12 protein-coding genes are annotated in these 21,984 nt (G+C 71.6%); 9 read left to right on the top strand and 3 right to left on the bottom strand.

The features are described from left to right. The first annotated feature begins 28 nt into the window (after positions 1-28). The 9 genes from IAG44_RS10445 to IAG44_RS10405 all read left to right on the top strand — a co-directional run bounded on the left by IAG44_RS10445 (position 29) and on the right by IAG44_RS10405 (position 14,973). Positions 29-5,446, top strand: coding sequence for a HAMP domain-containing protein (locus IAG44_RS10445; protein ID WP_187746861.1), 5,418 nt, complete (start codon positions 29-31; stop codon positions 5,444-5,446). A 244-nt stretch (positions 5,447-5,690) separates the two neighbouring features. Then, a complete protein-coding gene (locus IAG44_RS10440) occupies positions 5,691-6,374 on the top strand; it encodes a response regulator (protein WP_187746860.1) in 684 nt (227 codons plus the stop codon). Positions 6,375-6,566: 192 nt separating this feature from the next. Beyond that, positions 6,567-9,278: a DNA translocase FtsK gene (locus IAG44_RS10435; protein WP_187746859.1), complete on the top strand. Its 2,712-nt coding sequence runs from the start codon at positions 6,567-6,569 to the stop codon at positions 9,276-9,278. Positions 9,279-9,877: 599 nt separating this feature from the next. Next, positions 9,878-10,720 carry a helix-turn-helix domain-containing protein gene (locus IAG44_RS10430; protein WP_187746858.1) on the top strand — a complete coding sequence of 281 codons (843 nt, stop codon included), beginning with the start codon at positions 9,878-9,880 and terminating at the stop codon, positions 10,718-10,720. 65 nt (positions 10,721-10,785) lie between these two features. Then, complete coding sequence (rimO, locus tag IAG44_RS10425; RefSeq protein ID WP_187746857.1) at positions 10,786-12,258, top strand: 30S ribosomal protein S12 methylthiotransferase RimO; 1,473 nt, start codon at positions 10,786-10,788, stop codon at positions 12,256-12,258. Between the two features lie 218 nt (positions 12,259-12,476). Continuing rightward, positions 12,477-13,286 (top strand): CDP-diacylglycerol--glycerol-3-phosphate 3-phosphatidyltransferase, encoded by an 810-nt coding sequence (gene pgsA / locus IAG44_RS10420; protein ID WP_187752608.1) that lies wholly within the window; start codon positions 12,477-12,479, stop codon positions 13,284-13,286. After that, positions 13,283-13,828, top strand: a complete 546-nt coding sequence (locus IAG44_RS10415; RefSeq protein WP_187746856.1) for a CinA family protein — start codon at positions 13,283-13,285, stop codon at positions 13,826-13,828. The genes pgsA and IAG44_RS10415 overlap by 4 nt, the downstream gene beginning before the upstream one ends. 109 nt (positions 13,829-13,937) lie before the next feature. Next, positions 13,938-14,318 carry a helix-turn-helix domain-containing protein gene (locus IAG44_RS10410; RefSeq protein ID WP_055724821.1) on the top strand — a complete coding sequence of 127 codons (381 nt, stop codon included), beginning with the start codon at positions 13,938-13,940 and terminating at the stop codon, positions 14,316-14,318. 184 nt (positions 14,319-14,502) lie between these two features. Continuing rightward, positions 14,503-14,973: a Dps family protein gene (locus tag IAG44_RS10405; RefSeq protein WP_187746855.1), complete on the top strand. Its 471-nt coding sequence runs from the start codon at positions 14,503-14,505 to the stop codon at positions 14,971-14,973. Positions 14,974-15,273: 300 nt separating this feature from the next. Here the strand turns inward: IAG44_RS10405 and IAG44_RS10400 are convergent, their stop codons facing one another. The 3 genes from IAG44_RS10400 to IAG44_RS10390 all read right to left on the bottom strand — a co-directional run bounded on the left by IAG44_RS10400 (position 15,274) and on the right by IAG44_RS10390 (position 21,947). Beyond that, on the bottom strand, positions 15,274-16,116 hold the full coding sequence (locus IAG44_RS10400) for an SDR family NAD(P)-dependent oxidoreductase (protein ID WP_187746854.1): 843 nt from the start codon (positions 16,114-16,116) through the stop codon (positions 15,274-15,276). 32 nt (positions 16,117-16,148) lie between these two features. After that, complete coding sequence (locus IAG44_RS10395) at positions 16,149-16,931, bottom strand: DNA-formamidopyrimidine glycosylase family protein (RefSeq protein WP_187746853.1); 783 nt, start codon at positions 16,929-16,931, stop codon at positions 16,149-16,151. 78 nt (positions 16,932-17,009) lie between these two features. Beyond that, entirely contained in the window at positions 17,010-21,947 is a 4,938-nt protein-coding gene (locus IAG44_RS10390; protein ID WP_187746852.1) for an ATP-dependent helicase, read from the bottom strand. Positions 21,948-21,984: the final 37 nt, after the last annotated feature.

Below are 21,984 nucleotides of genomic sequence, written 5' to 3'. Positions count from 1 at the left end.
GTAAGGGCGACCCGTGCGGGAGGGACAAGTGGAGTCTGGCGCAGCGACGCGGGGCACGAAGGCGCGTGTGAAAGGCGGGCCTCGCGCCTCACGCGCGGGAGGGACGACCGTGGTCGACACGGCGGCCCTGAACCGGCTCCTGGCGGCTTTGATGTCCATGCGGGACGGCAACTTCCGCAAGCGGCTCACGGTGTCCGGGGACGGCGTGATGTCGGAGATCGCGGCCGTCTACAACGAGGTGGCCGACCGGAACCTGCATCTGACGGGTGAGCTGGCGCGCGTACGGCGTGTGGTGGGGCGCGAGGGGAAGCTCACGGAGCGGCTGGAGACGGGCGTCTGCGAGGGCTCGTGGGCGGCGGCGATCGACGCCTCGAACTCGCTGGTCGACGATCTGTCGCGGCCGGTGTCCGAGGTCAGCCGGGTGCTGTCGGCGGTCGCGGAGGGCGATCTGTCGCCGCGGATGGAGTTGCGCGCGCACACGCCTGAGGGGGCGGGGCATCCGCTGCGGGGCGAGTTCCTGAAGGTCGGGCGGGTCGTCAACAACCTGGTCGACCAGCTGTCGACGTTCACCGACGAGGTCACGCGCGTGGCCAGCGAGGTCGGCACCGAGGGCAAGCTCGGCGGGCAGGCGCAGGTGCGCGGGATGTCGGGTTCGTGGAAGGACCTGACCGAGTCGGTCAACACGATGGCGGACCGGCTGACCGCGCAGGTGCGGGACATCGCGCTGGTGACGACGGCGGTGGCCAACGGCGATCTGTCGCGCAAGGTCACCGTGCACGTGGCCGGCGAGATGCTGGAGCTGAAGGAGACCGTCAACACGATGGTCGACCGGCTGTCGGCGTTCTCCTCCGAGGTCACGCGCGTGGCGCGCGAGGTGGGCACCGAGGGCATCCTCGGCGGGCAGGCGCAGGTGCGCGGTGTGGACGGGGTGTGGAAGGAGCTCACCGACTCCGTGAACACCATGGCCGGGAACCTGACGGCCCAGGTGCGCGGGATCTCCGAGGTGACGACGGCGGTCGCCAACGGTGACCTGTCCCGGAAGGTGACCGTCCCCGCGCGCGGGGAGGTCGCGCAGCTCGCCGACACGATCAACCAGATGACGGAGACCCTGCGGATCTTCGCGGACGAGGTGACGCGGGTCGCCAACGAGACGGGTTCCGAGGGCCGGCTGGGCGGGCAGGCGAACGTCCCCGGTGTGTCGGGGACCTGGAAGGACCTCACGGACTCCGTCAACACGGTGTTCCGCAACCTCACCACTCAGGTGAGGGACATCGCCTACGTGACGACGGCCGTGGCCAACGGTGACCTGTCGCAGAAGGTGACCGTCGACGTGGCCGGCGAGATGCTGGAGCTGAAGAACACCGTCAACGGGATGGTGGACCAGCTCTCGGGGTTCGGCGCCGAGGTGACGCGGGTGGCGCGGGAGATCGGCGTCGAGGGCGAGCTGGGCGGTCAGGCGCAGGTGTCGGGCGCGGCGGGGGCGTGGAAGGACCTCACGGACTCCGTCAACACGGCGTTCCGCAACCTCACCGGGCAGGTCCGCAACATCGCCCAGGTGACGACGGCGGTGGCCAACGGTGACCTGTCGCAGAAGGTCACCGTCGACGTCTCCGGCGAGATGCTCCAGCTCAAGAACACCGTGAACCGGATGGTGGACCAGCTGTCGCTCTTCGCGGACCAGGTCACCAAGGTGGCCCGGGACGTGGGCACGGAGGGGCGGCTGGGCGGGCAGGCGCGCGTGGACGGGGTGTCGGGGACGTGGAAGGAACTGACCGATTCCGTCAACTTCATGGCCGGGAACCTGACCTCGCAGGTGCGTCAGATCGCTCAGGTGACGACAGCGGTGGCGCGCGGTGACCTGTCGCAGAAGATCGACGTGGACGCGCGCGGGGAGATCCTGGAGCTGAAGAACACCATCAACACGATGGTCGACCAGCTGTCGTCGTTCGCCGAGCAGGTCACGCGCGTCGCGCGCGAGGTGGGCACCGACGGGCGGCTCGGCGGGCAGGCGCAGGTGCCCGGGGTGGCCGGGGTGTGGCGGGACCTCACGGACTCCGTGAACGGCATGGCGGGCAACCTGACCGCGCAGGTCCGCAACATCGCGCAGGTCGCCACCGCGGTGGCGCGCGGTGACCTCTCCCAGAAGATCACCGTGGACGCGCGCGGGGAGATCCTGGAGCTGAAGAACACCCTGAACACGATGGTCGATCAGCTGTCGTCGTTCGCGGAGCAGGTGACCCGGGTCGCCCGTGAGGTGGGTACCGAGGGCATCCTGGGCGGCCAGGCGGAGGTGCAGGGGGTCTCCGGGACCTGGAAGGACCTCACGCAGTCCGTGAACTTCATGGCGAACAACCTGACCATCCAGGTCCGCAACATCGCCGAGGTCACCACCGCCGTCGCCAAGGGCGACCTGTCGAAGAAGATCACTGTCGATGCCAAGGGCGAGATCCTGGAGCTCGTCACGACCGTCAACACGATGGTCGACCAGCTGTCGTCGTTCGCCGAGCAGGTGACCCGGGTCGCGCGCGAGGTGGGTACCGAGGGCATCCTCGGCGGGCAGGCGCACGTGCCGGGGATCACGGGCATCTGGAAGGACCTCAGCGGCAACGTCAACCTGATGGCCAAGAACCTGACCATCCAGGTGCGCAACATCTCCCAGGTCGCGGCGGCCGTCGCCAACGGCGACCTGACGCGGCAGGTGACGATCGAGGCGCGCGGGGAGGTCGCGCAGCTCGCGGACACCTTCAACACGATGGTGCGGACGCTGAGTTCGTTCGCCGACCAGGTCACCAAGGTGGCCCGCGAGGTGGGCACGGACGGCATCCTCGGCGGCCAGGCGCACGTGCCGGGCGTGTCGGGGACCTGGAAGGACCTCACCGAGTCGGTGAACCAGATGGCGTCCAACCTGACCGGCCAGGTCCGCAACATCGCGATGGTCACGACGGCCATCGCCAACGGCGACCTGACCAAGAAGATCGACATCGACGCGCGCGGCGAGATCCTGGAGCTGAAGACCACGATCAACACGATGGTCGACCAGCTGTCGTCGTTCGCCGAGGAGGTCACGCGCGTCGCGCGCGAGGTGGGCACGGAGGGGCAGCTCGGCGGGCAGGCGCGCGTGCGCGATGTGGACGGCACCTGGCGCGACCTCACCGAGTCCGTGAACGAGATGGCCGGGAACCTCACCCGGCAGGTACGCGCGATCGCGCGCGTGGCGACCGCGGTGACCCGGGGGGACCTGAACCTGAAGATCGACGTGGACGCGTCCGGGGAGATCCAGGAACTCCAGGACTACATCAACAAGATGATCGCCAACCTGCGCGACACCACGATCGCCAACAAGGAGCAGGACTGGCTGAAGGGCAACCTCGCGCGCGTGTCGGCGCTCATGCAGGGCCGCCGCGACCTGGTGGACGTGGCCTCGCTGATCATGAGCGAACTGCCGCCCCTGGTCGCCGCCCAGCACGGCGCGTTCTTCCTGGGCATGCCGACCCCGGACGCCGGCCCCGACCAGTACGAGCTGCGGATGCTCGGCTCGTACGGCTATTCGATGGGGTCCATGCCGACGTCGTTCAGGCCCGGTGAGGCGCTGGTGGGGACGGCCGCGCTGGAGAAGCGCACGATCATCGTCTCCGACGCGCCCAGCGGCTACCTGAAGATCTCCTCGGGGCTCGGGGAGGCGCCGCCCGCGCAGGTGATCGTCCTGCCGGTGCTGTTCGAGGGCAAGGTGCTCGGGGTGATCGAGCTGGCGACGTTCGGGGAGTTCACGCAGATCCAGAAGGACTTCCTGAACCAGATCGCCGAGATGATCGCCACCAGCGTCAACACGATCTCCGTCAACACCAAGACGGAGCGGCTGCTGAAGCAGTCGCAGGAGCTGACCGAGCAGCTTCAGGAGCGCTCCGGCGAGCTGGAGCAGCGGCAGAAGGCGCTCCAGGCGTCCAACGCCGAGCTGGGCGAGAAGGCCGAGCTGCTGGCCCGGCAGAACCGGGACATCGAGGTGAAGAACACCGAGATCGAGGAGGCCCGGCAGGTCCTGGAGGAGCGCGCCGAGCAACTGGCCGTGTCCATGCGGTACAAGAGCGAGTTCCTGGCCAACATGTCGCACGAGCTGCGCACCCCGCTCAACTCGCTGCTCATCCTCGCCAAGCTGCTCGCGGACAACGCCGAGGGCAACCTCTCGCCGAAGCAGGTCGAGTTCGCCGAGACCATCCACGGCGCCGGGTCCGACCTGCTCCAGCTGATCAACGACATCCTCGACCTGTCGAAGGTCGAGGCGGGCAAGATGGACGTCTCCCCGACGCGCATCGCGCTCGTGCAGCTCGTGGACTACGTGGAGGCCACCTTCCGGCCGCTGACCGCCGAGAAGGGCCTCGACCTGTCCGTACGGGTCTCCCCGGAGCTGCCCGCCACGCTCCACACCGACGAGCAGCGCCTCCTGCAGGTGCTGCGCAACCTGCTGTCCAACGCGGTGAAGTTCACCGACTCCGGCTCCGTGGAGCTGGTGATCCGGCCCGCCGGGGCCGACGTACCGGTGGTGATCCGGGAGCAGTTGCTGGAGACCGGTTCGATGACCGACGCGGACGCCCCGCTGATCGCGTTCTCCGTGACCGACACCGGCATCGGGATCGCGGCCAGCAAGATGCGGGTGATCTTCGAGGCGTTCAAGCAGGCCGACGGCACCACCAGCCGCAAGTACGGCGGCACGGGACTGGGCCTGTCCATCTCGCGGGAGATCGCGCAGTTGCTCGGCGGTGAGATCTACGCCCAGAGCGAGCCGGGCCGCGGGTCGACGTTCACGCTGTACCTGCCGCTGCGCCCGAGCGAGCTGCCGCCGCAGGGCTACCAGCAGGGCGTGCCGGCGCTGGAGGCGGGCGACCTGGTCGCCTCGGAGAACGGGACGGCGGAGCTCGCGGGGCTGTCCGACCCGCAGGCGGAGACGCCGGCCGAGGTGACGTCGTACCGCGAGGCGCAGAACGGGGCCGCGGCCCTCTTCCGGCGCCGGCGGCGCGGCGCGTCCGGCGAGGAGAACGGCGAGCACGAGGCCCACGCGCGCGTGAACATCCGTTTCGGCGGCGACAAGGTGCTCATCGTGGACGACGACATCCGCAACGTCTTCGCGCTCACCAGCGTCCTGGAGCAGCACGGGCTGTCGGTGCTGTACGCCGAGAACGGCCGCGAGGGCATCGAGGTCCTGGAGCAGCACGACGACGTCGCGGTCGTCCTGATGGACATCATGATGCCGGAGATGGACGGCTACGCGACGACCTCGGCGATCCGCAGGATGCCGCAGTTCTCGGGGCTGCCGATCATCGCGCTCACCGCGAAGGCGATGAAGGGCGACCGGGAGAAGGCCATCGAGTCCGGTGCGTCCGACTATGTGACCAAGCCCGTGGACCCCGACCACCTGCTGTCCGTGATGGAGCAGTGGATGCGGGAAGGGTGACGGGAATTGTGTGGAGGTGCCGTGACGCGCTGACTCAGGGTGGCCGGCTCTGGGCAGCGGGACGGTGTTCGGGGAACCTTCTGGTCTCCCGCTGCGTTCCTGCTACGTGCACTGTGACATCGCGGTGACAGGGTGTGGCGGCGGTCGGGGTACGGCTACCATGACCGGCACAAGGAAGGGCGGCGCAAAGGAGTCGTCCCCAGGGGCGGCGCCCGGTGCACTGCCGGGGCGAGGAGGGCGGGCCATGGTGCAGAAGGCCAAGATCCTCCTGGTCGATGACCGGCCGGAGAATCTGCTGGCGCTGGAGGCGATCCTCTCGGCGCTGGATCAGACACTGGTGCGGGCATCGTCCGGGGAAGAGGCGCTCAAAGCACTGCTGACGGACGACTTCGCGGTCATTCTGCTGGACGTCCAGATGCCGGGAATGGATGGATTCGAGACGGCCGCGCACATCAAGCGTCGGGAGCGGACCAGGGACATCCCGATCATCTTCCTCACCGCGATCAACCACGGACCGCACCACACCTTCCGGGGGTACGCGGCCGGCGCGGTGGACTACATCTCCAAGCCGTTCGACCCATGGGTGCTGCGGGCGAAGGTCTCGGTCTTCGTCGAGCTCTACATGAAGAACTGTCAGCTCCGGGAACAGGCGGCACTCCTGCGGCTCCAACTGGACGGGAGCGGGCGGCCCGGAGTCGACAACGGCAAGGAGGCGCCGGGGCTCCTCGCGGAGCTGTCCGCGCGCCTCGCGGCCGTCGAGGAACAGGCCGAGGCGCTGTCCAAGCAACTCGACGACGACTCCGCGGACGCGGCCGCCGTGGCCACCGCGGCGCACCTCGAACGGAAGCTGACGGGGCTGCGGCGGGCCCTGGACGCGCTGGAGCCCGGAGCCGGGGGCGGCGCGCCCACGGTGCCCTCGCAGGGCTGAGCGGCACGTCGTCCGGTACGGGTCCGGGCGGGCGGGGTCCGCTCGCCCGCGCCGTCCGGATCCACCGGTAACTCCCGCGCGGGAGCCGTCTTCAGGCGTGCCGTCAGTTTCGGGCCCGCTCAGGGGCGACACGAACGGGTGAAGCTGTGGGCACACGTGTCCCGTATCGCTTCCGCCGGTACCCTCACACCCATGGCCTCACGTCCCTCCGCAGCCAAGAAGCAGCCCGCCAAGAAGGCCGCTGCTCCCGCGAAGGCTCCGGCGAAGAAGGCCGCAGCGAAGAAAGCCCCGGCGAAGAAGGCGCCCGCGCGCAAGGCGCCGGCGAAGAAGGCCGCGGCCAAGCCGGCACCGAGCCCCACGGGCGGCGTCTACCGCGTCGTCCGCGCCCTGTGGCTGGGGACGGCGCACGCCGTGGGGGCGGTGTTCCGGGGGATAGGGAACGGGGCGAAGAACCTGGACCCGGCGCACCGCAAGGACGGCGTCGCGCTGCTGCTGTTCGGCGTCGCGCTGATCGTCGCGGCGGGCACCTGGGCGGACCTCAGGGGGCCCGTCGGCGACCTCGTCGAGATCCTGGTGACCGGCGCCTTCGGGCGGCTCGACCTGCTCGTGCCGATCCTGCTCGCGGTGATCGCCGTACGGTTCGTGCGGCACCCGGAGAAACCCGAGGCCAACGGGCGGATCGTCATCGGGCTGTCCGCGCTGCTGATCGGCGTCCTCGGGCAGGTGCACATCGCGTGCGGGTCGCCCGCGCGCGACGACGGCATGCAGGCCATAAGGGACGCCGGTGGCCTCATCGGATGGGCGGCGGCGACCCCGCTGACGTTCATGATGACCGAAGTCCTCGCCGTCCCCCTCCTGGTGCTGCTGACAATCTTCGGGCTGCTCGTCGTCACGGCCACCCCGGTCAACGCGATCCCGCAGCGCCTGCGTCTGCTCGGCGTCAAGCTCGGCATCCTGCACGACCCGGACGAGTTCGACGCGTACGGCGAGGACGACGCCCGCTACGACGAGCAGTGGCGCGAGGCGCTTCCCGCGCGCGGGCGCCGGCGCACCGCCCAGCCGGCCGGGTACGACCCCGAGGACGCGGAGCAGGAGGCCCTGTCACGGCGTCGCGGGCGTCCCAGGCGGCTCGGGGCGCCCCAGACCGCGGCGGACCGTCAGATGGACGCTGTGGACATCGCGGCGGCCGCCGCGGCGGACCTCGACGGGGCCGTCCTGCACGGCATGCCGCCCTCGCCGCTCGTCGCCGACCTCACACAGGGCGTCACCGTCGGCGACCGCGAGCCGACGCGGCCGACGCCCGTCCCGGGGGCCCGGCCCAAGGGGGCCAAGCAGGAGAAGCTCACGCCGGGGATAGTGCCGGACCTCACCAAGGCGGCGCCGGAGGAGATCCGGGACCTGCCCGCGCGCGCGGAACAGCTCCAGCTCGCCGGGGACATCACGTACTCGCTGCCCTCCCTGGACCTCCTGGAGCGCGGCGGCCCCGGCAAGGCGCGCAGCGCGGCCAACGACCTCGTCGTCGCGTCCCTGACCAACGTCTTCACCGAGTTCAAGGTCGACGCCGCCGTCACCGGCTTCACGCGCGGGCCGACGGTCACGCGCTACGAGGTCGAGCTGGGACCGGCCGTCAAGGTCGAGCGGATCACCGCGCTGACCAAGAACATCGCGTACGCCGTCGCCAGTCCCGACGTGCGGATCATCAGCCCGATCCCCGGGAAGTCGGCCGTCGGGATCGAGATCCCCAACACCGACCGGGAGATGGTCAACCTCGGGGACGTGCTGCGGCTCGCGGAGTCCGCCGAGGACGACGACCCGATGCTGGTCGCCTTCGGCAAGGACGTCGAGGGCGGGTACGTCATGCACTCGCTGGCGAAGATGCCGCACATGCTGGTCGCCGGTGCCACCGGGTCCGGCAAGTCGTCCTGCATCAACTGTCTGATCACCTCGGTGATGATCCGGGCGACCCCCGAGGACGTCCGGATGATCCTGGTCGACCCCAAGCGCGTCGAGCTGACCGCGTACGAGGGCATCCCGCACCTGATCACGCCGATCATCACCAACCCCAAGCGGGCCGCCGAGGCGCTGCAGTGGGTCGTCCGGGAGATGGACCTGCGCTACGACGACCTCGCGGCGTACGGGTACCGGCACATCGACGACTTCAACAAGGCGGTGCGCGAGGGGGGCGTCAAAGCGCCCGAGGGCAGCGAGCGGGAGCTCCAGCCGTACCCGTACCTGCTGGTGATCGTCGACGAGCTGGCCGACCTGATGATGGTCGCCCCCAGGGACGTCGAGGACTCGATCGTGCGCATCACGCAGCTCGCGCGCGCGGCGGGCATCCATCTGGTGCTCGCGACGCAGCGGCCGTCCGTGGACGTCGTCACCGGTCTGATCAAAGCCAATGTGCCCTCCAGGCTGGCGTTCGCGACGTCCTCGCTCGCCGACTCGCGCGTCATCCTGGACCAGCCGGGCGCCGAGAAGCTGATCGGCAAGGGCGACGGGCTGTTCCTGCCGATGGGCGCGAACAAGCCGACCCGTATGCAGGGGGCGTTCGTCACCGAGGCCGAGGTCGCGGCCGTCGTGCAGCACTGCAAGGACCAGATGGCGCCGGTCTTCCGGGACGACGTCACCGTCGGGTCGAAGCAGAAGAAGGAGATCGACGAGGAGATCGGTGACGACCTCGATCTGCTGTGCCAGGCCGCTGAGCTGGTCGTGTCCACGCAGTTCGGGTCGACGTCCATGCTCCAGCGCAAGCTGAGGGTCGGTTTCGCGAAGGCCGGGCGGCTGATGGACCTCATGGAGTCGCGGGGGATCGTCGGGCCCAGCGAGGGGTCCAAGGCGCGGGATGTGCTGGTGAAGCCGGACGATCTTGATGGGGTGCTGGATGTGATCAGGGGGGGTGGCTGAGGCGGGGGTGGGGTGGTTGGGGTGCAGGGCAGAGGGGGGCGCTGGGGTGGGGGTGAGGGGCGGCGCCGGGACGGGAGTTGCGGGGGCCGGGGTGCGGGGGCCGGGGTCGGTGGTGACGGGGTGCCGGGGCCGGGGTGCGGGGGCACTGAGTCCCGGGGGCGAGGACGCCGGGTTCAGAGATCCAGGGGCGGGGGAGCGGGGGTTGCGGGGGCCGGGGCGAGGGGGGAGCTGAGTCCCCGGGGCGTGAGGGCGCCGGGCCAGGGGTACGGGGGCGCCTGGGTCTGTGGTGAAGGGGTTCCGGAGCCGGGACGCGAGGGGCGTTGGGGCCAGGGGGTGCGGGGGCGCTGAGGTCGGTGCTCTCCGTGACTCACCCGTTAGAGATCGTCGGGCAACCGTTTCCCTTTGTCGCACGTCCAGTTGAGCGAAGGACAGGTACGGGCCCCATGCTGGGCCCGGCCCGCCTCGCCGTCGGCGTGTCCGGTCGCACCTCGGCCATACCGATGGCGTACAAAGTCCGACCGCCCGGTTGCCCCACCCTTTTGTACCCCCCCTAGACTGAATCTCCAGCACAGGCGGCTACACGCTCGAAAGGCGCCCCCGTGTCCATCGGCAACTCCCCTGAAGACGAGCGTCCGTTCCAGGACGTTTCCTCCGAGGAAGCCCCCACCATCGGTCATGTGCTCCGGCAGGCCCGGATCGCCGCCGGGATGACCGTCGACGACGTCAGTACCGCCACCCGGATCCGCATCGCGATCGTCCACGCTATCGAGGCGGACGACTTCACGGCCTGCGGCGGCGACGTCTACGCGCGCGGGCACATCCGCACGCTCGCGCGTGCCGTCCACACCGATCCCGCCCCGCTGATCGCCCGTTTCGACGCCTCGCACGGCGGCCGTCCCGCGCCGACGCCGGCCGCGCCGCTCTTCGAGGCGGAACGTATCCGCCCTGAGCGCAGAGGGCCGAACTGGACGGCCGCGATGGTCGCCGCGATCGTCGCCGTGATCGGTTTTGTCGGTTTCACCGCCTTCAAGGGCGGCGACAGCGACTCTTCCGATCAGATCGCCGGGGGTACGACCCCCACGCCGTCCGCCTCCCCGAGCCCGCCCACGCCGAAGAACGACAAGCCCACCACCGACGTCCGTCCCACGCCCTCCGACGACGCCATCGCCGCCGCCCCGCAGGACAAGGTCACCGTGCGCGTCAGCGCCGTCCACGGGCGCAGCTGGATCTCCGCCAAGGACCACAACGGCCGGCTGATCTTCGACGACCTCCTCAAGAAGGGCGAGTCGGAGACCTTCCAGGACAGCAGCAAGATCAATCTCGTCCTCGGTGACGCCGGGGCGATCGACCTCTGGGTGAACGGCAAGAAGCTCGACAACGACTTCAAGCCGGGGGCGGTCGAGCGGCTGACCTACACGAAGGGCGATCCGCAGGCCGGGTAAGAAAAGACGATCTTGGTCAACCCCGTCGGCGTCCGATGTCGGTGGGACAAAGTAGTCTTGAGCCCATGCCTGAACGCCGTACCGTCGCACTCGTCACCCTTGGCTGCGCCCGTAACGAGGTGGACTCGGAGGAGCTCGCGGGCCGTCTGGAGGCGGACGGCTGGCAGCTCGTGGAGTCCGCCGACGAAGCGGACGTCGCCGTGGTCAACACCTGTGGTTTCGTCGAGGCCGCGAAGAAGGACTCCGTGGACGCCCTCCTGGAGGCCAACGACCTGAAGGGACACGGGAGAACGCAGGCCGTCGTCGCGGTGGGCTGCATGGCCGAGCGGTACGGCAAGGAACTCGCCGAGGCGCTGCCCGAGGCCGACGGCGTGCTCGGGTTCGACGACTACGCGGACATCTCCGACCGCCTCCAGACCATCCTGAACGGCGGCATCCACGCCTCGCACACCCCGCGCGACCGGCGCAAGCTCCTGCCGATCAGCCCCGCCGAGCGGCAGGAGTCGGCCGCCGCGGTCGCCCTGCCGGGCCACGGCCCGGTGGACCTCCCCGAGGGGCTGGCGCCCGCCTCCGGCCCGCGCGCGCCCCTGCGGCGCCGGCTCGACGGCTCGCCGGTCGCCTCCGTCAAGCTCGCCTCCGGCTGCGACCGGCGCTGCTCCTTCTGCGCCATCCCGTCCTTCCGGGGCTCCTTCATCTCGCGCCGCCCCTCCGACGTCCTCAACGAGACGCGCTGGCTGGCCGAGCAGGGCGTCAAGGAGATCATGCTGGTCTCCGAGAACAACACGTCGTACGGCAAGGACCTCGGCGACATCCGCCTCCTGGAGTCGCTGCTGCCGGAGCTGGCCGAGGTCGAGGGCCTGGAGCGGGTGCGGGTCAGCTACCTCCAGCCCGCCGAGATGCGGCCCGGCCTCATCGACGTCCTCACCTCGACGCCCAAGGTCGTGCCCTACTTCGACCTGTCCTTCCAGCACTCCGCGCCGGACGTCCTGCGCGCGATGCGGCGCTTCGGCGACACCGACCGGTTCCTCGAACTGCTCGACACCATCCGGAGCAAGGCGCCCCACGCGGGCGTGCGCTCCAACTTCATCGTCGGCTTCCCCGGCGAGTCCGCGCACGACCTCGCCGAGCTGGAGCGGTTCCTGAATGGGGCCCGGCTGGATGCGATCGGCGTCTTCGGGTACTCCGACGAGGACGGCACCGAGGCCGCCACGTACGAGAACAAGCTCCCCGAGGACGTCGTCGCCGAGCGCCTGGCGCGCGTGTCCCGGCTCGCCGAGGAACTGGTCTCGCAGCGCGCGGAGGAGCGGGTCGGCGAGAGCGTCCGCGTCCTTGTGGAGTCCGTCGACGAGGTGGAGGGTGTCTACGGCCGCGCGGACCACCAGGCGCCCGAGACCGACGGCCAGGTGCTCCTCACGAGCGGCGAGGGGCTGGAGGTCGGCCGTATCGTCGAGGCGAAGGTGGTCGGCACGGAAGGCGTCGACCTCGTGGCCGAGCCGTTGGAGCGCTCGAACGGGTGGAGTGAGGAGACAGGCAGATGACGGGTGTTCCGGCGTCGGCCGCGGGCGGCTCCTCGCGGGGTGTGAGGGGGGCGCGGGGCTCCGGAGGGGCTGCGGGGGTTTCGCCTGAGGTCGGTGGGGCTGGGGTCACCGAGGGGGCGGAGGGGGCTTTGGGGGCTGGAGGTTCCGGTGAGGGTGCCGGGACTGGGGGCGCAGGGAGTGCCGGGGCCTCTGGAGGGGCGGCTGTGCGGCGGGACGCGGTGGCGGGGGACGTCTCCTCGCCCTCGCCCTCGTCGAAGGGGGGTGCGGTTGAGGGTGGCTCGTCCGCGGGGGGTCTGTCTGCCGGCGCCTCGCCCGCGGGTGCCTCGTCCGTGGGTGGCTCGACTGCTGAGCGTTCGTCCGCGGGTGCCTCGTCTGCTGGAGGTTCGTCCGAGAGCGCGCGTGGCGCGCGGGGCGCGAAGATCGCCGCTGCCGCCGTCAACCAGGCGAGTGTCTGGAACATCGCCAATCTGCTGACGATGCTGCGGCTGATCCTGGTGCCCGGGTTCGTCGCGCTGATGCTGGCCGACGGGGGGTACGACCCGGCGTGGCGCGCGTTCGCGTGGGCCGCGTTCGCCGTGGCGATGATCACCGACCTGTTCGACGGGCACCTCGCGCGGACCTACGACCTCGTCACCGACTTCGGGAAGATCGCCGACCCCATCGCCGACAAGGCGATCATGGGCGCGGCGCTGCTCTGTCTGTCCGCGCTCGGCGATCTGCCGTGGTGGGTGACGATCGTGATCCTGGGCCGGGAACTCGGCGTGACGCTCCTTCGTTTCTGGGTCATCAGATACGGCGTGATCCCCGCGAGCCGCGGGGGCAAGATGAAGACCCTCACCCAGGGCGTCGCCGTCGGGATGTACGTCCTGGCGCTGACGGGGTGGCTGGCCACCCTGAGGTTCTGGGTGATGGCTGTGGCGGTCGTCCTGACCGTCGTGACGGGCCTCGACTACGTAAGACAGGCCATTGTGCTGCGCCGAGAGGGAATCGCCGAGCGCAAGGCGGCGTTGGAGGAGACGGAAGCGTGAGTTCCACGGCCACTGACGTGGTGCGACTACTGACGGTGAGGGGCGAGGTGCTTGCCGTCGCCGAGTCGCTGACGGGTGGTCTGGTGGCGGCGGAGATCACTTCGGTGCCCGGCGCCTCCCAGGCGTTCCGGGGCTCGGTCACGGCGTACGCGACCGACCTGAAGCGCGAGGTGCTGGGCGTCGACGCGGAGCTGCTGGACGCGCGCGGGGCGGTGGATCCGCAGGTCGCGGCCCAGATGGCGGCCGGCGTCCGCAAGGCGCTCGGCGCGGACTGGGGGATCGCGACGACCGGCGTCGCGGGTCCCGAGCCGCAGGACGGGCAGCCCGTCGGGACCGTCTTCGTCGCGATCGACGGACCGTTCGGCTCCGATTCCGGTTCTGCCCCTGGCGGAAAAGTGAAGGCGCTGCGGTTGAACGGCAGCCGTGCGGAAATTCGTAGAGAGAGTGTACGGAGCGTACTCGCACTGCTCCTTGAGGAGCTTGCGGGCGAACAGACCGGGAATGAGCGGGCACAGGATACGGAACAGAACGGGGGGTTTTGATGTTTGCAGCCCTGAGTGAACACGACATCGCTCCCCGCACGGCCGCGGCGCTAGGCGGTACGGTGGGGCGAGAAGGATGCGGCTACGCGGTCCGAGGAGGGAGCCACCGATGATTCTGCTCCGTCGCCTGCTGGGTGACGTGCTGCGTCGGCAGCGCCAGCGCCAGGGCCGTACTCTGCGCGAAGTCTCCTCGTCCGCCCGAGTATCGCTCGGCTATCTCTCCGAGGTGGAGCGGGGGCAGAAGGAGGCATCCTCCGAGCTGCTCGCCGCCATCTGCGACGCGCTGGACGTACGGATGTCCGAACTCATGCGGGAAGTGAGCGACGAACTCGCCCTCGCCGAACTGGCCCAGTCCGCTGCGGCCACCCCCAGCCAGCCCGTGCCGGCCCCGGTGCGTCCGATGCTGGGTTCCGTTTCGGTGGCCGGTGTGCCGCCGGAGCGGGTGACGATCAAGGCGCCTGCCGAGGCGGTGGATGTGGTCGCCGCCTGAGGCGTTGCGGAAAGGCGTTTGCGTGAAGCCCCGGCCGGGGACCCGGTCGGGGCTTTCGTATGTTCCGGGGTGCCCTCCGTCTCGGGTGTTCCCTGTCCCGGGGTGCTCTCGTTCGCTCCGTTTGCCGGGGTCCGGGGGCGCGGGCATCGTGGAACGGCGTGACCCGAACACCGGAGGTTTACGGATGTACGTCGTGAAGAGCCCGCTGTCCGACGCCGATCTGCGTACCGTCGCCGAGGCGCTGCAGGGCGCCCTCGTCGACCTGATCGACCTCTCGCTGGTCGCCAAACAGGTCCACTGGAACGTCGTCGGGCCCCGGTTCCGGTCCGTCCATCTCCAGCTTGACGAGGTCGTCGACATCGCCCGTGCGCACTCCGACACGGTCGCCGAGCGGGCCTCCGCGCTGGGGGTCTCGCCGGACGGGCGGGCGGCCACTGTCGCCGCCGGCAGTGGGATCGGGAGTGTGGGCGAGGGGTGGGTGAAGGACGCCGACGCGGTGGGGACGCTCGTCTCGGCGCTGGGGGCGGTCATCACTCGTATGAGGGAACGTGTGGCGGTTACGGGTGACGCGGATCCGGTGAGCCAGGACATTTTCATCGGGATCACCGCGGATCTGGAGAAGCATCATTGGATGTTCCAGGCCGAGAACGTGTAGGGGGTCTGGTGGGGTGGATAGTCCGGCTGGGACTCGGGGTGGTGTGGTGGTGGGCCGCCGCGCGGCTCGTGGTCTCGCCGGACGCGGGGGTGGTGGAGGGGGTGGTCGTGGGTGGGGGGTGGGGGTTGAGTCTGTTGCCGGTGCACTGTGTGCCTCGGGCTGCGGCGGTGGGGGCGGTTGCTGTGGGGAGGTGGCGGGAGGCTTGGCGGGGGAGTGGGGGTGGGAGTGGGGGTGGGGGGTGAGGTCGGATGGGGAGGGAGTGGTGGGGGTGTGATTTTCGGATGAGGTGAGTTGTCGGGGTCACCAGGGCATCACGACGCCGCCGTTGGGGCGCAGGATCTGGCCTGTGACGAAGGCCGACGCGTCCGACGCTAGATACAGGACCGCGTGGGCGATGTCCTCCGGCTCGCCCACCCGCCTCAGTGGGGACAGGCGGGCCATGGACGCCTCCGTGCGGGCCTGGGCGGCGGCGTCCGGGCGGTCGGTCATCGGGGTGCGGATCCAGCCCGGGGCGACCGCGTTGACGCGGATGCCGTGCGGGCCGGCCTCCGTCGCGAGGGTCTTCGTCAACTGGACGACGGCGGCCTTGGCCACGCCGTAGCACAGGAGCCCGGCGCCGCCCGTGTCGACGGCGCCTGAGGCCATCGTGACGATGCTGCCGCCCGAGCCCTGTTCGATCATCAGACCGGCGGCCTCCTGGCAGGCGTACAGGACGCCCTTGAAGTTGACGGCCCACACCCTGTCCAGGTCCTCGTCGCGGGTCTCCAGGACGGTGCTGCTGTGCATGACGCCGGCGACGGCGGCCAGGATGTCCAGGCGGTCGCAGGAGGTGATGGCGCGGTGGAGCTGGGCGCGGTCGGTGACGTCCATGCGGTGGGTGTGGACGGCCTCGGGGTGGGGGGTTTCTGGGCGGGGGGCGTCGGCTTGCGCTGCTTCAGGGCGAAGGGCTGCGGTTTGCGCCGCTTCGGTTCGCGCTGCCTCGGCGAGCCTCGCCGTCTCCTTCAGCCCCCGCGCGTCCCGGTCCGCCGCGTGTACGGTCGCGCCCGCCTGCGCGAGCAGGACGGCGCAGGCGCGGCCGATGCCGCTCGCGGCTCCGGTGACGAACGCGGTGCGCCCGCTGAGGTCGTACGCCTTCACGGCCATTCAAGGACCGTACGAGGGAATCTGACGGTCCGTCAATTGGTGGGCCCGCGCTGGCAGCGCGGGCACCAGTACGTCGGACGGTCGTCCTGGCCGGCCACGCGGACGACGGTCCCGCAGCGCAGGCACGGGCGCCCCGCGCGGCCGTACACGAACAGGTCCTGGCCCCGGCGGCCGGTGGTCGTGCGGACCGGGCGGTCCTTGTTGGCCGCCAGGAGACGGTGGGCCAGGGCGGGCAGTTTGGCCGTGCGGTCGGCGGGAAGCGCGCCGACGGGGAGCCAGGGGGTGGCACCGGTCAGGAAGCACAGCTCGCTCTTGTAGACGTTGCCGATCCCGGCGAGGTTGCGCTGGTCGAGCAGGGCCTCGCCGAGGGGGCGGGCGGGGTCGGTCAGGAGGTTGGCCAGCGCTCGGTCCGGCGCCCAGTCGGGGCCCAGCAGGTCCGGGCCGAGGTGGCCGACCAGGGTGTCCTCCTCCGGGGTGCGGATCAGGTTCAGCACGGTCAGGCGGTAGCCGACGGCCGTACGGTCCGCCGTGCCCAGGAGCGCCCTGATCTGGTGTCCCGGGCCGCCGCTCCAGCGCTGTCCCTCGGCGTACACCTTCCAGGCGCCCTCCATCCGCAGGTGCGAGTGGAGGGTGAGGCCGCCCTCGATCCTGGTGAGGAGGTGTTTGCCGCGCGGGGTGACGTCCAGGACGGTCCGGCCGGTGAGGTCGACCGTCGCGTACTTCGGGACGCGCAGGTCGAAGCGGGTCAGCGGCGCGCCTGCGAGGGCGGTGTGCAGGTGCCTCGCCGTCCGGAAGACCGTGTCACCTTCGGGCATGGGCGGCCTTCGGGGGTGCGGGGTGGCGGCGGGGCTCCCGCGCGCGGGGCGTCGTCGTGGCCGTGGTGCCGGGCGTTGTCATGGCCGTAGGCGCAGGCCGCGCGGGGTCGCGATGAAGCCGGCCGCCTCCAGGAGGGGGCCGAAGGGGGAGGTCAGGGCCTGGGCGCCGTTGACGCGTTCCACGGTGACCGTGCCGAGCGTGCCCGCGCGGGCGGCCTCGGCGAGCGCTTCGGCCGCCTCGCGCAGGCGCGCGTCGTCCGCGGGAGCGTCGTCCTGGGTGCTCGGCCATGCCAGGAGGGTCTTTCCGCCGCGCTCCATGTAGAGCGTCAGCTCGCCGCCGACCAGCACGACCAGGGAGCCCGCCTTCCGCCCTGGCTTGTGGCCGGCGCCGGTGGGGGGTTCCGGCCAGGAGAGGGCGGCGCCGTAGGCGTTCGCGGGGTCGGCCGCGGCCAGGATGACGGCTCGGGAGGGGGGTGTGCGGCGGTGGGGGTGCCCGTGGGCGTAGGGCGGGGGCGGGGTGGGGCGGTGGGAGGCGGCGTCGGGGGAGGCGAAGTCGAGGGCGTCGCCGGGTGCGGGGGTGGACCAGTCGAGGTTGGGGAAGGCAGGGGTGGTTTCGAGGGACGGCGGGCGGGTGAGAGCGTCGGTTTCCGGGGACGCCGGGAGTGCCGGAGACGCCGAGGACGTCGGGAAGGTGTCCGGTGTCGGCCTGATGCCGCGCGTCGCGCTCGCCGGGAAGCCGTAGTCGGCCGGGGTCGCGGGGGCGGCGGGCGCGGACTCGTCCCGGTCCTGGGCGTTCGCCACCGCACGGAGGCGGTCGACGGCGCCGTCCATGGCGAACTGGGCCGCGCCGAGCCCTTCGATGACGTACCCCCGGCGGGCCTGGCCGGTGTCCTCGAAGGCGGACAGCACGCGGTAGACCGCCGAGAAGCCGCCCTCCACGCCCTCGGCGGCGACCGCGCCCCGCGTCACCACGCCGTGCCGGTCGAGGAGCGTGCGGGCCAGGGCGTGGGCGCGGACGGTCGGGTCGCCCTCGGGGGCCGGGAGGAGGGACCAGCGGCCCGCCACGGTCGGGGGGCCGCCGCGCGAGGCGGGGCGGGCGGCGGCGGTGAGCGAGCCGTAGCGCCCGCGCGGGACCGCGCGCCGGGCGCGGTGGGCCGTCGAGCCCGCGGTACGGCCGGAACCGAGCAGCGCGCGCATGGGGGCGAGCGTGTCGTTGGTGAGGCGGCCGGACCAGGCGAGGTCCCAGAGGGCGTCGGCGAGCTGGGGGTCGGTGGCGTCGGGGTGGGTGGTGGCGCGGACCTGGTCGGCGATCTGGCGGAAGAACAGGCCGTAGCCGCCGGTGAGGGCGGTGAGCACCGACTCGTGCAGGGCCGTCGGCTCCAGGGGGTGCGGCGGGGGCAGGAGCAGCGGGGCTGTGTCCGCGAGGTACAGGGAGATCCAGCCGTCCTTGCCGGGGAGCGCGCCCGCGCCCGCCCACACGACCTCTCCGGCGGCGGTGAGTTCGTCGAGCATCGCCGGGGAGTAGTCGCGCACGCGGGACGGCAGGACCAGCTTCTCCAGCGCCGAGGCGGGCACGGCGGCGCCCTGAAGCTGCTCGACCGCGCGGACCAGGCCGTCGGTGCCCCGCAGGGCGTGACTCCTGCCGACGTGCTGCCACTGGGGCAGGAACTGGGCGAGCGCGGGCGGCGGAACCGGCTCCAGCTCCTGGCGCAGCGCGGCCAGGGAGCGCCGGCGCAGGCGTCGCAGCACCGTCGCGTCGCACCACTCCTGGCCGATGCCCGCCGGGTGGAACTCGCCCTGGACGACGCGCCCGCTCGCCGCGAGCCGCTGGAGCGCGCCCTCGGTGACGGCCGTGCCGAGGCCGAAGCGGGTCGCGGCGTCGGCGGACGTGAACGGGCCGCGCGTGCGCGCGTGGCGTGCCAGGAGGTCGCCCAGGGGGTCCTTGACGGGTTCCGTGAACGCCTCCGGGACGCCGACCGGCAGCGCGGTGCCCAGAGCGTCGCGCAGGCGGCCCGCGTCCTCGATCGCCGCCCAGTGGTCGATGCCGGCGACCCGGACGCGGATCGCGCGGCGGGCGGCGGCCAGTTCCGGCGCCCAGCCCGGGTCGGCGCCGCGCGCGGCCAGCTCGGCGTCGGTGAGCGGGCCGAGGACGCGCAGGGCGTCGGCGACCCCTTCGGCGTCCCTGAGACGCCGTTCTTCGGTGCGCCACTGGAGTTCACGCTCCAGCTCGGTGAGCACGTCCGCGTCGAGCAGTTCGCGCAGCTCCGCCTGGCCCAGCAGCTCCGCCAGCAGCCGCGAGTCCAGCGACAGCGCCGCCGCCCGGCGCTCGGCGAGCGGTGAGTCGCCCTCGTACAGGAACTGGGCGACGTACCCGAAGAGCAGGCTGCGCGCGAAGGGGGACGGCTCCGGGGTGGTGACCTCGACCAGGCGCACCTTGCGGGACTCCAGGTCGCCCATCAGCTCCACGAGCCCGGGAACGTCGAAGACGTCCTGAAGACACTCGCGGACGGCCTCCAGGACGATCGGGAACGATCCGAACTCGCTCGCCACCTGGAGCAGTTGCGCCGCCCGCTGACGCTGCTGCCACAGGGGTGTGCGCCGGCCTGGGTTGCGGCGCGGCAGCAGCAGCGCGCGGGCGGCGCACTCGCGGAACCGGGACGCGAACAGCGCCGAGCCGCCGACCTGGTCGGTGACGACTTGGTCGACCTCGCCCTTGTCGAAGACGACGTCCTGCGCGCCCACGGGAGCCTGGTCGGCGTCGTACTCGGTGCCCGCCTTCACGGGCTCTTGGCCGAGCAGGTCGAGGCCCATCAGGTCGGCGTCCGGGAGACGCAGGACGATGCCGTCGTCCGCGTGCATCACCTGGGCGTCCATGCCGTACCGCTCGGCGAGGCGGGCGCCCAGTGCGAGCGCCCACGGGGCGTGGACCTGGGCGCCGAAGGGGGAGTGGACGACCACACGCCAGTCGCCCAGCTCGTCCCGGAAGCGCTCCACGACGATCGTCCGGTCGTCCGGGACGTGACCGCAGGACTCGCGCTGTTCGGCGAGGTACGACAGGACGTTGCCGGCGGCCCACGCGTCCAGGCCCGCCGCGAGCAGGCGTTGGCGGGCGGCGTCCTCGGGCAGCGAGCCGACCTCGCGCAGGAACGCTCCCACCGCGCGCCCCAGTTCGAGCGGGCGGCCCAACTGGTCGCCCTTCCAGAACGGCAGCCGGCCCGGCACCCCGGGGGCGGGGGAGACCAGGACGCGGTCACGCGTGATGTCCTCGATGCGCCAGGAACTCGTACCGAGCGTGAAGACATCGCCCACCCGCGACTCGTAGACCATCTCCTCGTCCAGCTCGCCGACCCGGCCGCCGCCCTTCTTGGGATCGGCGCCCGCGAGGAAGACGCCGAACAGACCGCGGTCCGGGATCGTGCCGCCCGAGGTGACGGCGAGGCGCTGGGCGCCAGGACGGCCCGTGACCGTGCCCGCCACGCGGTCCCACACCACGCGCGGGCGCAGCTCCGCGAACGCGTCCGACGGGTAGCGGCCCGCCAGCATGTCCAGGGTCGCCGTGAACGCCGACTCGGGGAGCGACGCGAAGGGGGCCGCGCGGCGGACGGCGGCCAGCAGGTCGTCGAACTGCCAGGTGTCCATCGACACCATCGCCACCACCTGCTGCGCCAGCACGTCCAGCGGGTTCGCGGGGATCCGCAGCGACTCGATGGCGCCCTCGCGCATCCGCTCGGTGACCACCGCCGCCTGCACCAGGTCGCCCCGGTACTTCGGGAAGACCACGCCGGTCGAGACCGCGCCCACCTGGTGTCCCGCGCGGCCCACGCGCTGGAGGCCGGAGGCGACCGAGGGCGGCGACTCCACCTGGACGACCAGGTCCACCGCGCCCATGTCGATGCCGAGTTCCAGGCTCGACGTCGCGACCACCGCGGGCAGCCTGCCCGCCTTCAGGTCCTCCTCGACCAGCGCGCGCTGCTCCTTGGAGACCGAGCCGTGGTGCGCCCGCGCGAGGACCGGCGGGGCGCCCTGGGCCGCGCCCGAACCGCCCATCAGCTCGGCCGGCGTGTGATGCTCCGTCAAGGGCTCGCCGGTCGCCCGCTCGTAGGCGATCTCGTTCAGCCGGTTGCACAGGCGCTCGGCCAGACGGCGGGAGTTCGCGAACACGATCGTCGAGCGATGGGCCTGCACGAGGTCCGCGATCCGCTCCTCCACGTGCGGCCAGATCGACGGGCGCTCGGCCTTGGCGTCGTCCACGGGGGAGCCGCCCAGCTCGCCCAGGTCCTCCACCGGGACGACCACCGAGAGGTCGAACTCCTTCGCCGACACCGGCTGGACGATCTCCACGCGCCCGCGCGGGGCGAGGTAGCGGGCGATCTCGTCCACCGGGCGGACCGTCGCCGACAGGCCGATCCTGCGGGCCGGTTTCGCAAGCAGCTCGTCCAGCCGCTCCAGGGTCAGCGCCAGGTGCGCGCCCCGCTTCGTGCCCGCGACCGCGTGGACCTCGTCCAGGATGACCGTCTCCACGCCCGCCAGCGCGTCACGCGTCGCCGACGTCAGCATCAGGAACAGCGACTCCGGGGTCGTGATCAGGATGTCCGGCGGGCGGGTCGCCAGCGCGCGGCGCTCCGCGGGCGGGGTGTCGCCCGAGCGGATGCCGACCTTCACCTCCGGCTCCGGGAGGCCGAGACGGACGGACTCCTGGCGGATGCCCGTCAGAGGGCTGCGGAGGTTGCGCTCCACGTCCACGGCCAGCGCTTTCAGCGGGGACACGTACAGCACCCGGCAGCGCCTCTTCGGGTCCGCCGGCGGGGGTGTCGACGCCAGGCCGTCCAGCGCCGCCAGGAACGCGGCGAGCGTCTTGCCCGAGCCCGTGGGAGCGACGACCAGCACGTCCGAACCCTGCTGGATCGCCTGCCACGCACCCGTCTGGGCTGCGGTGGGCGCGGAGAACGCCCCCGTGAACCAGCCGCGGGTCGCGGGGGAGAAGCCGTCCAGGGCTCGGTGTGCGGAACTGACCATGCCCCCATCCTGCACCTCGGCACTGACAATCGGGCTG

This window comes from Streptomyces roseirectus, assembly GCF_014489635.1.
GTDB lineage: Bacteria > Actinomycetota > Actinomycetes > Streptomycetales > Streptomycetaceae > Streptomyces > Streptomyces roseirectus.
Note: the sequence above shows the minus strand (reverse complement) of the source record. Positions and strands in the feature narration are given on the sequence as shown.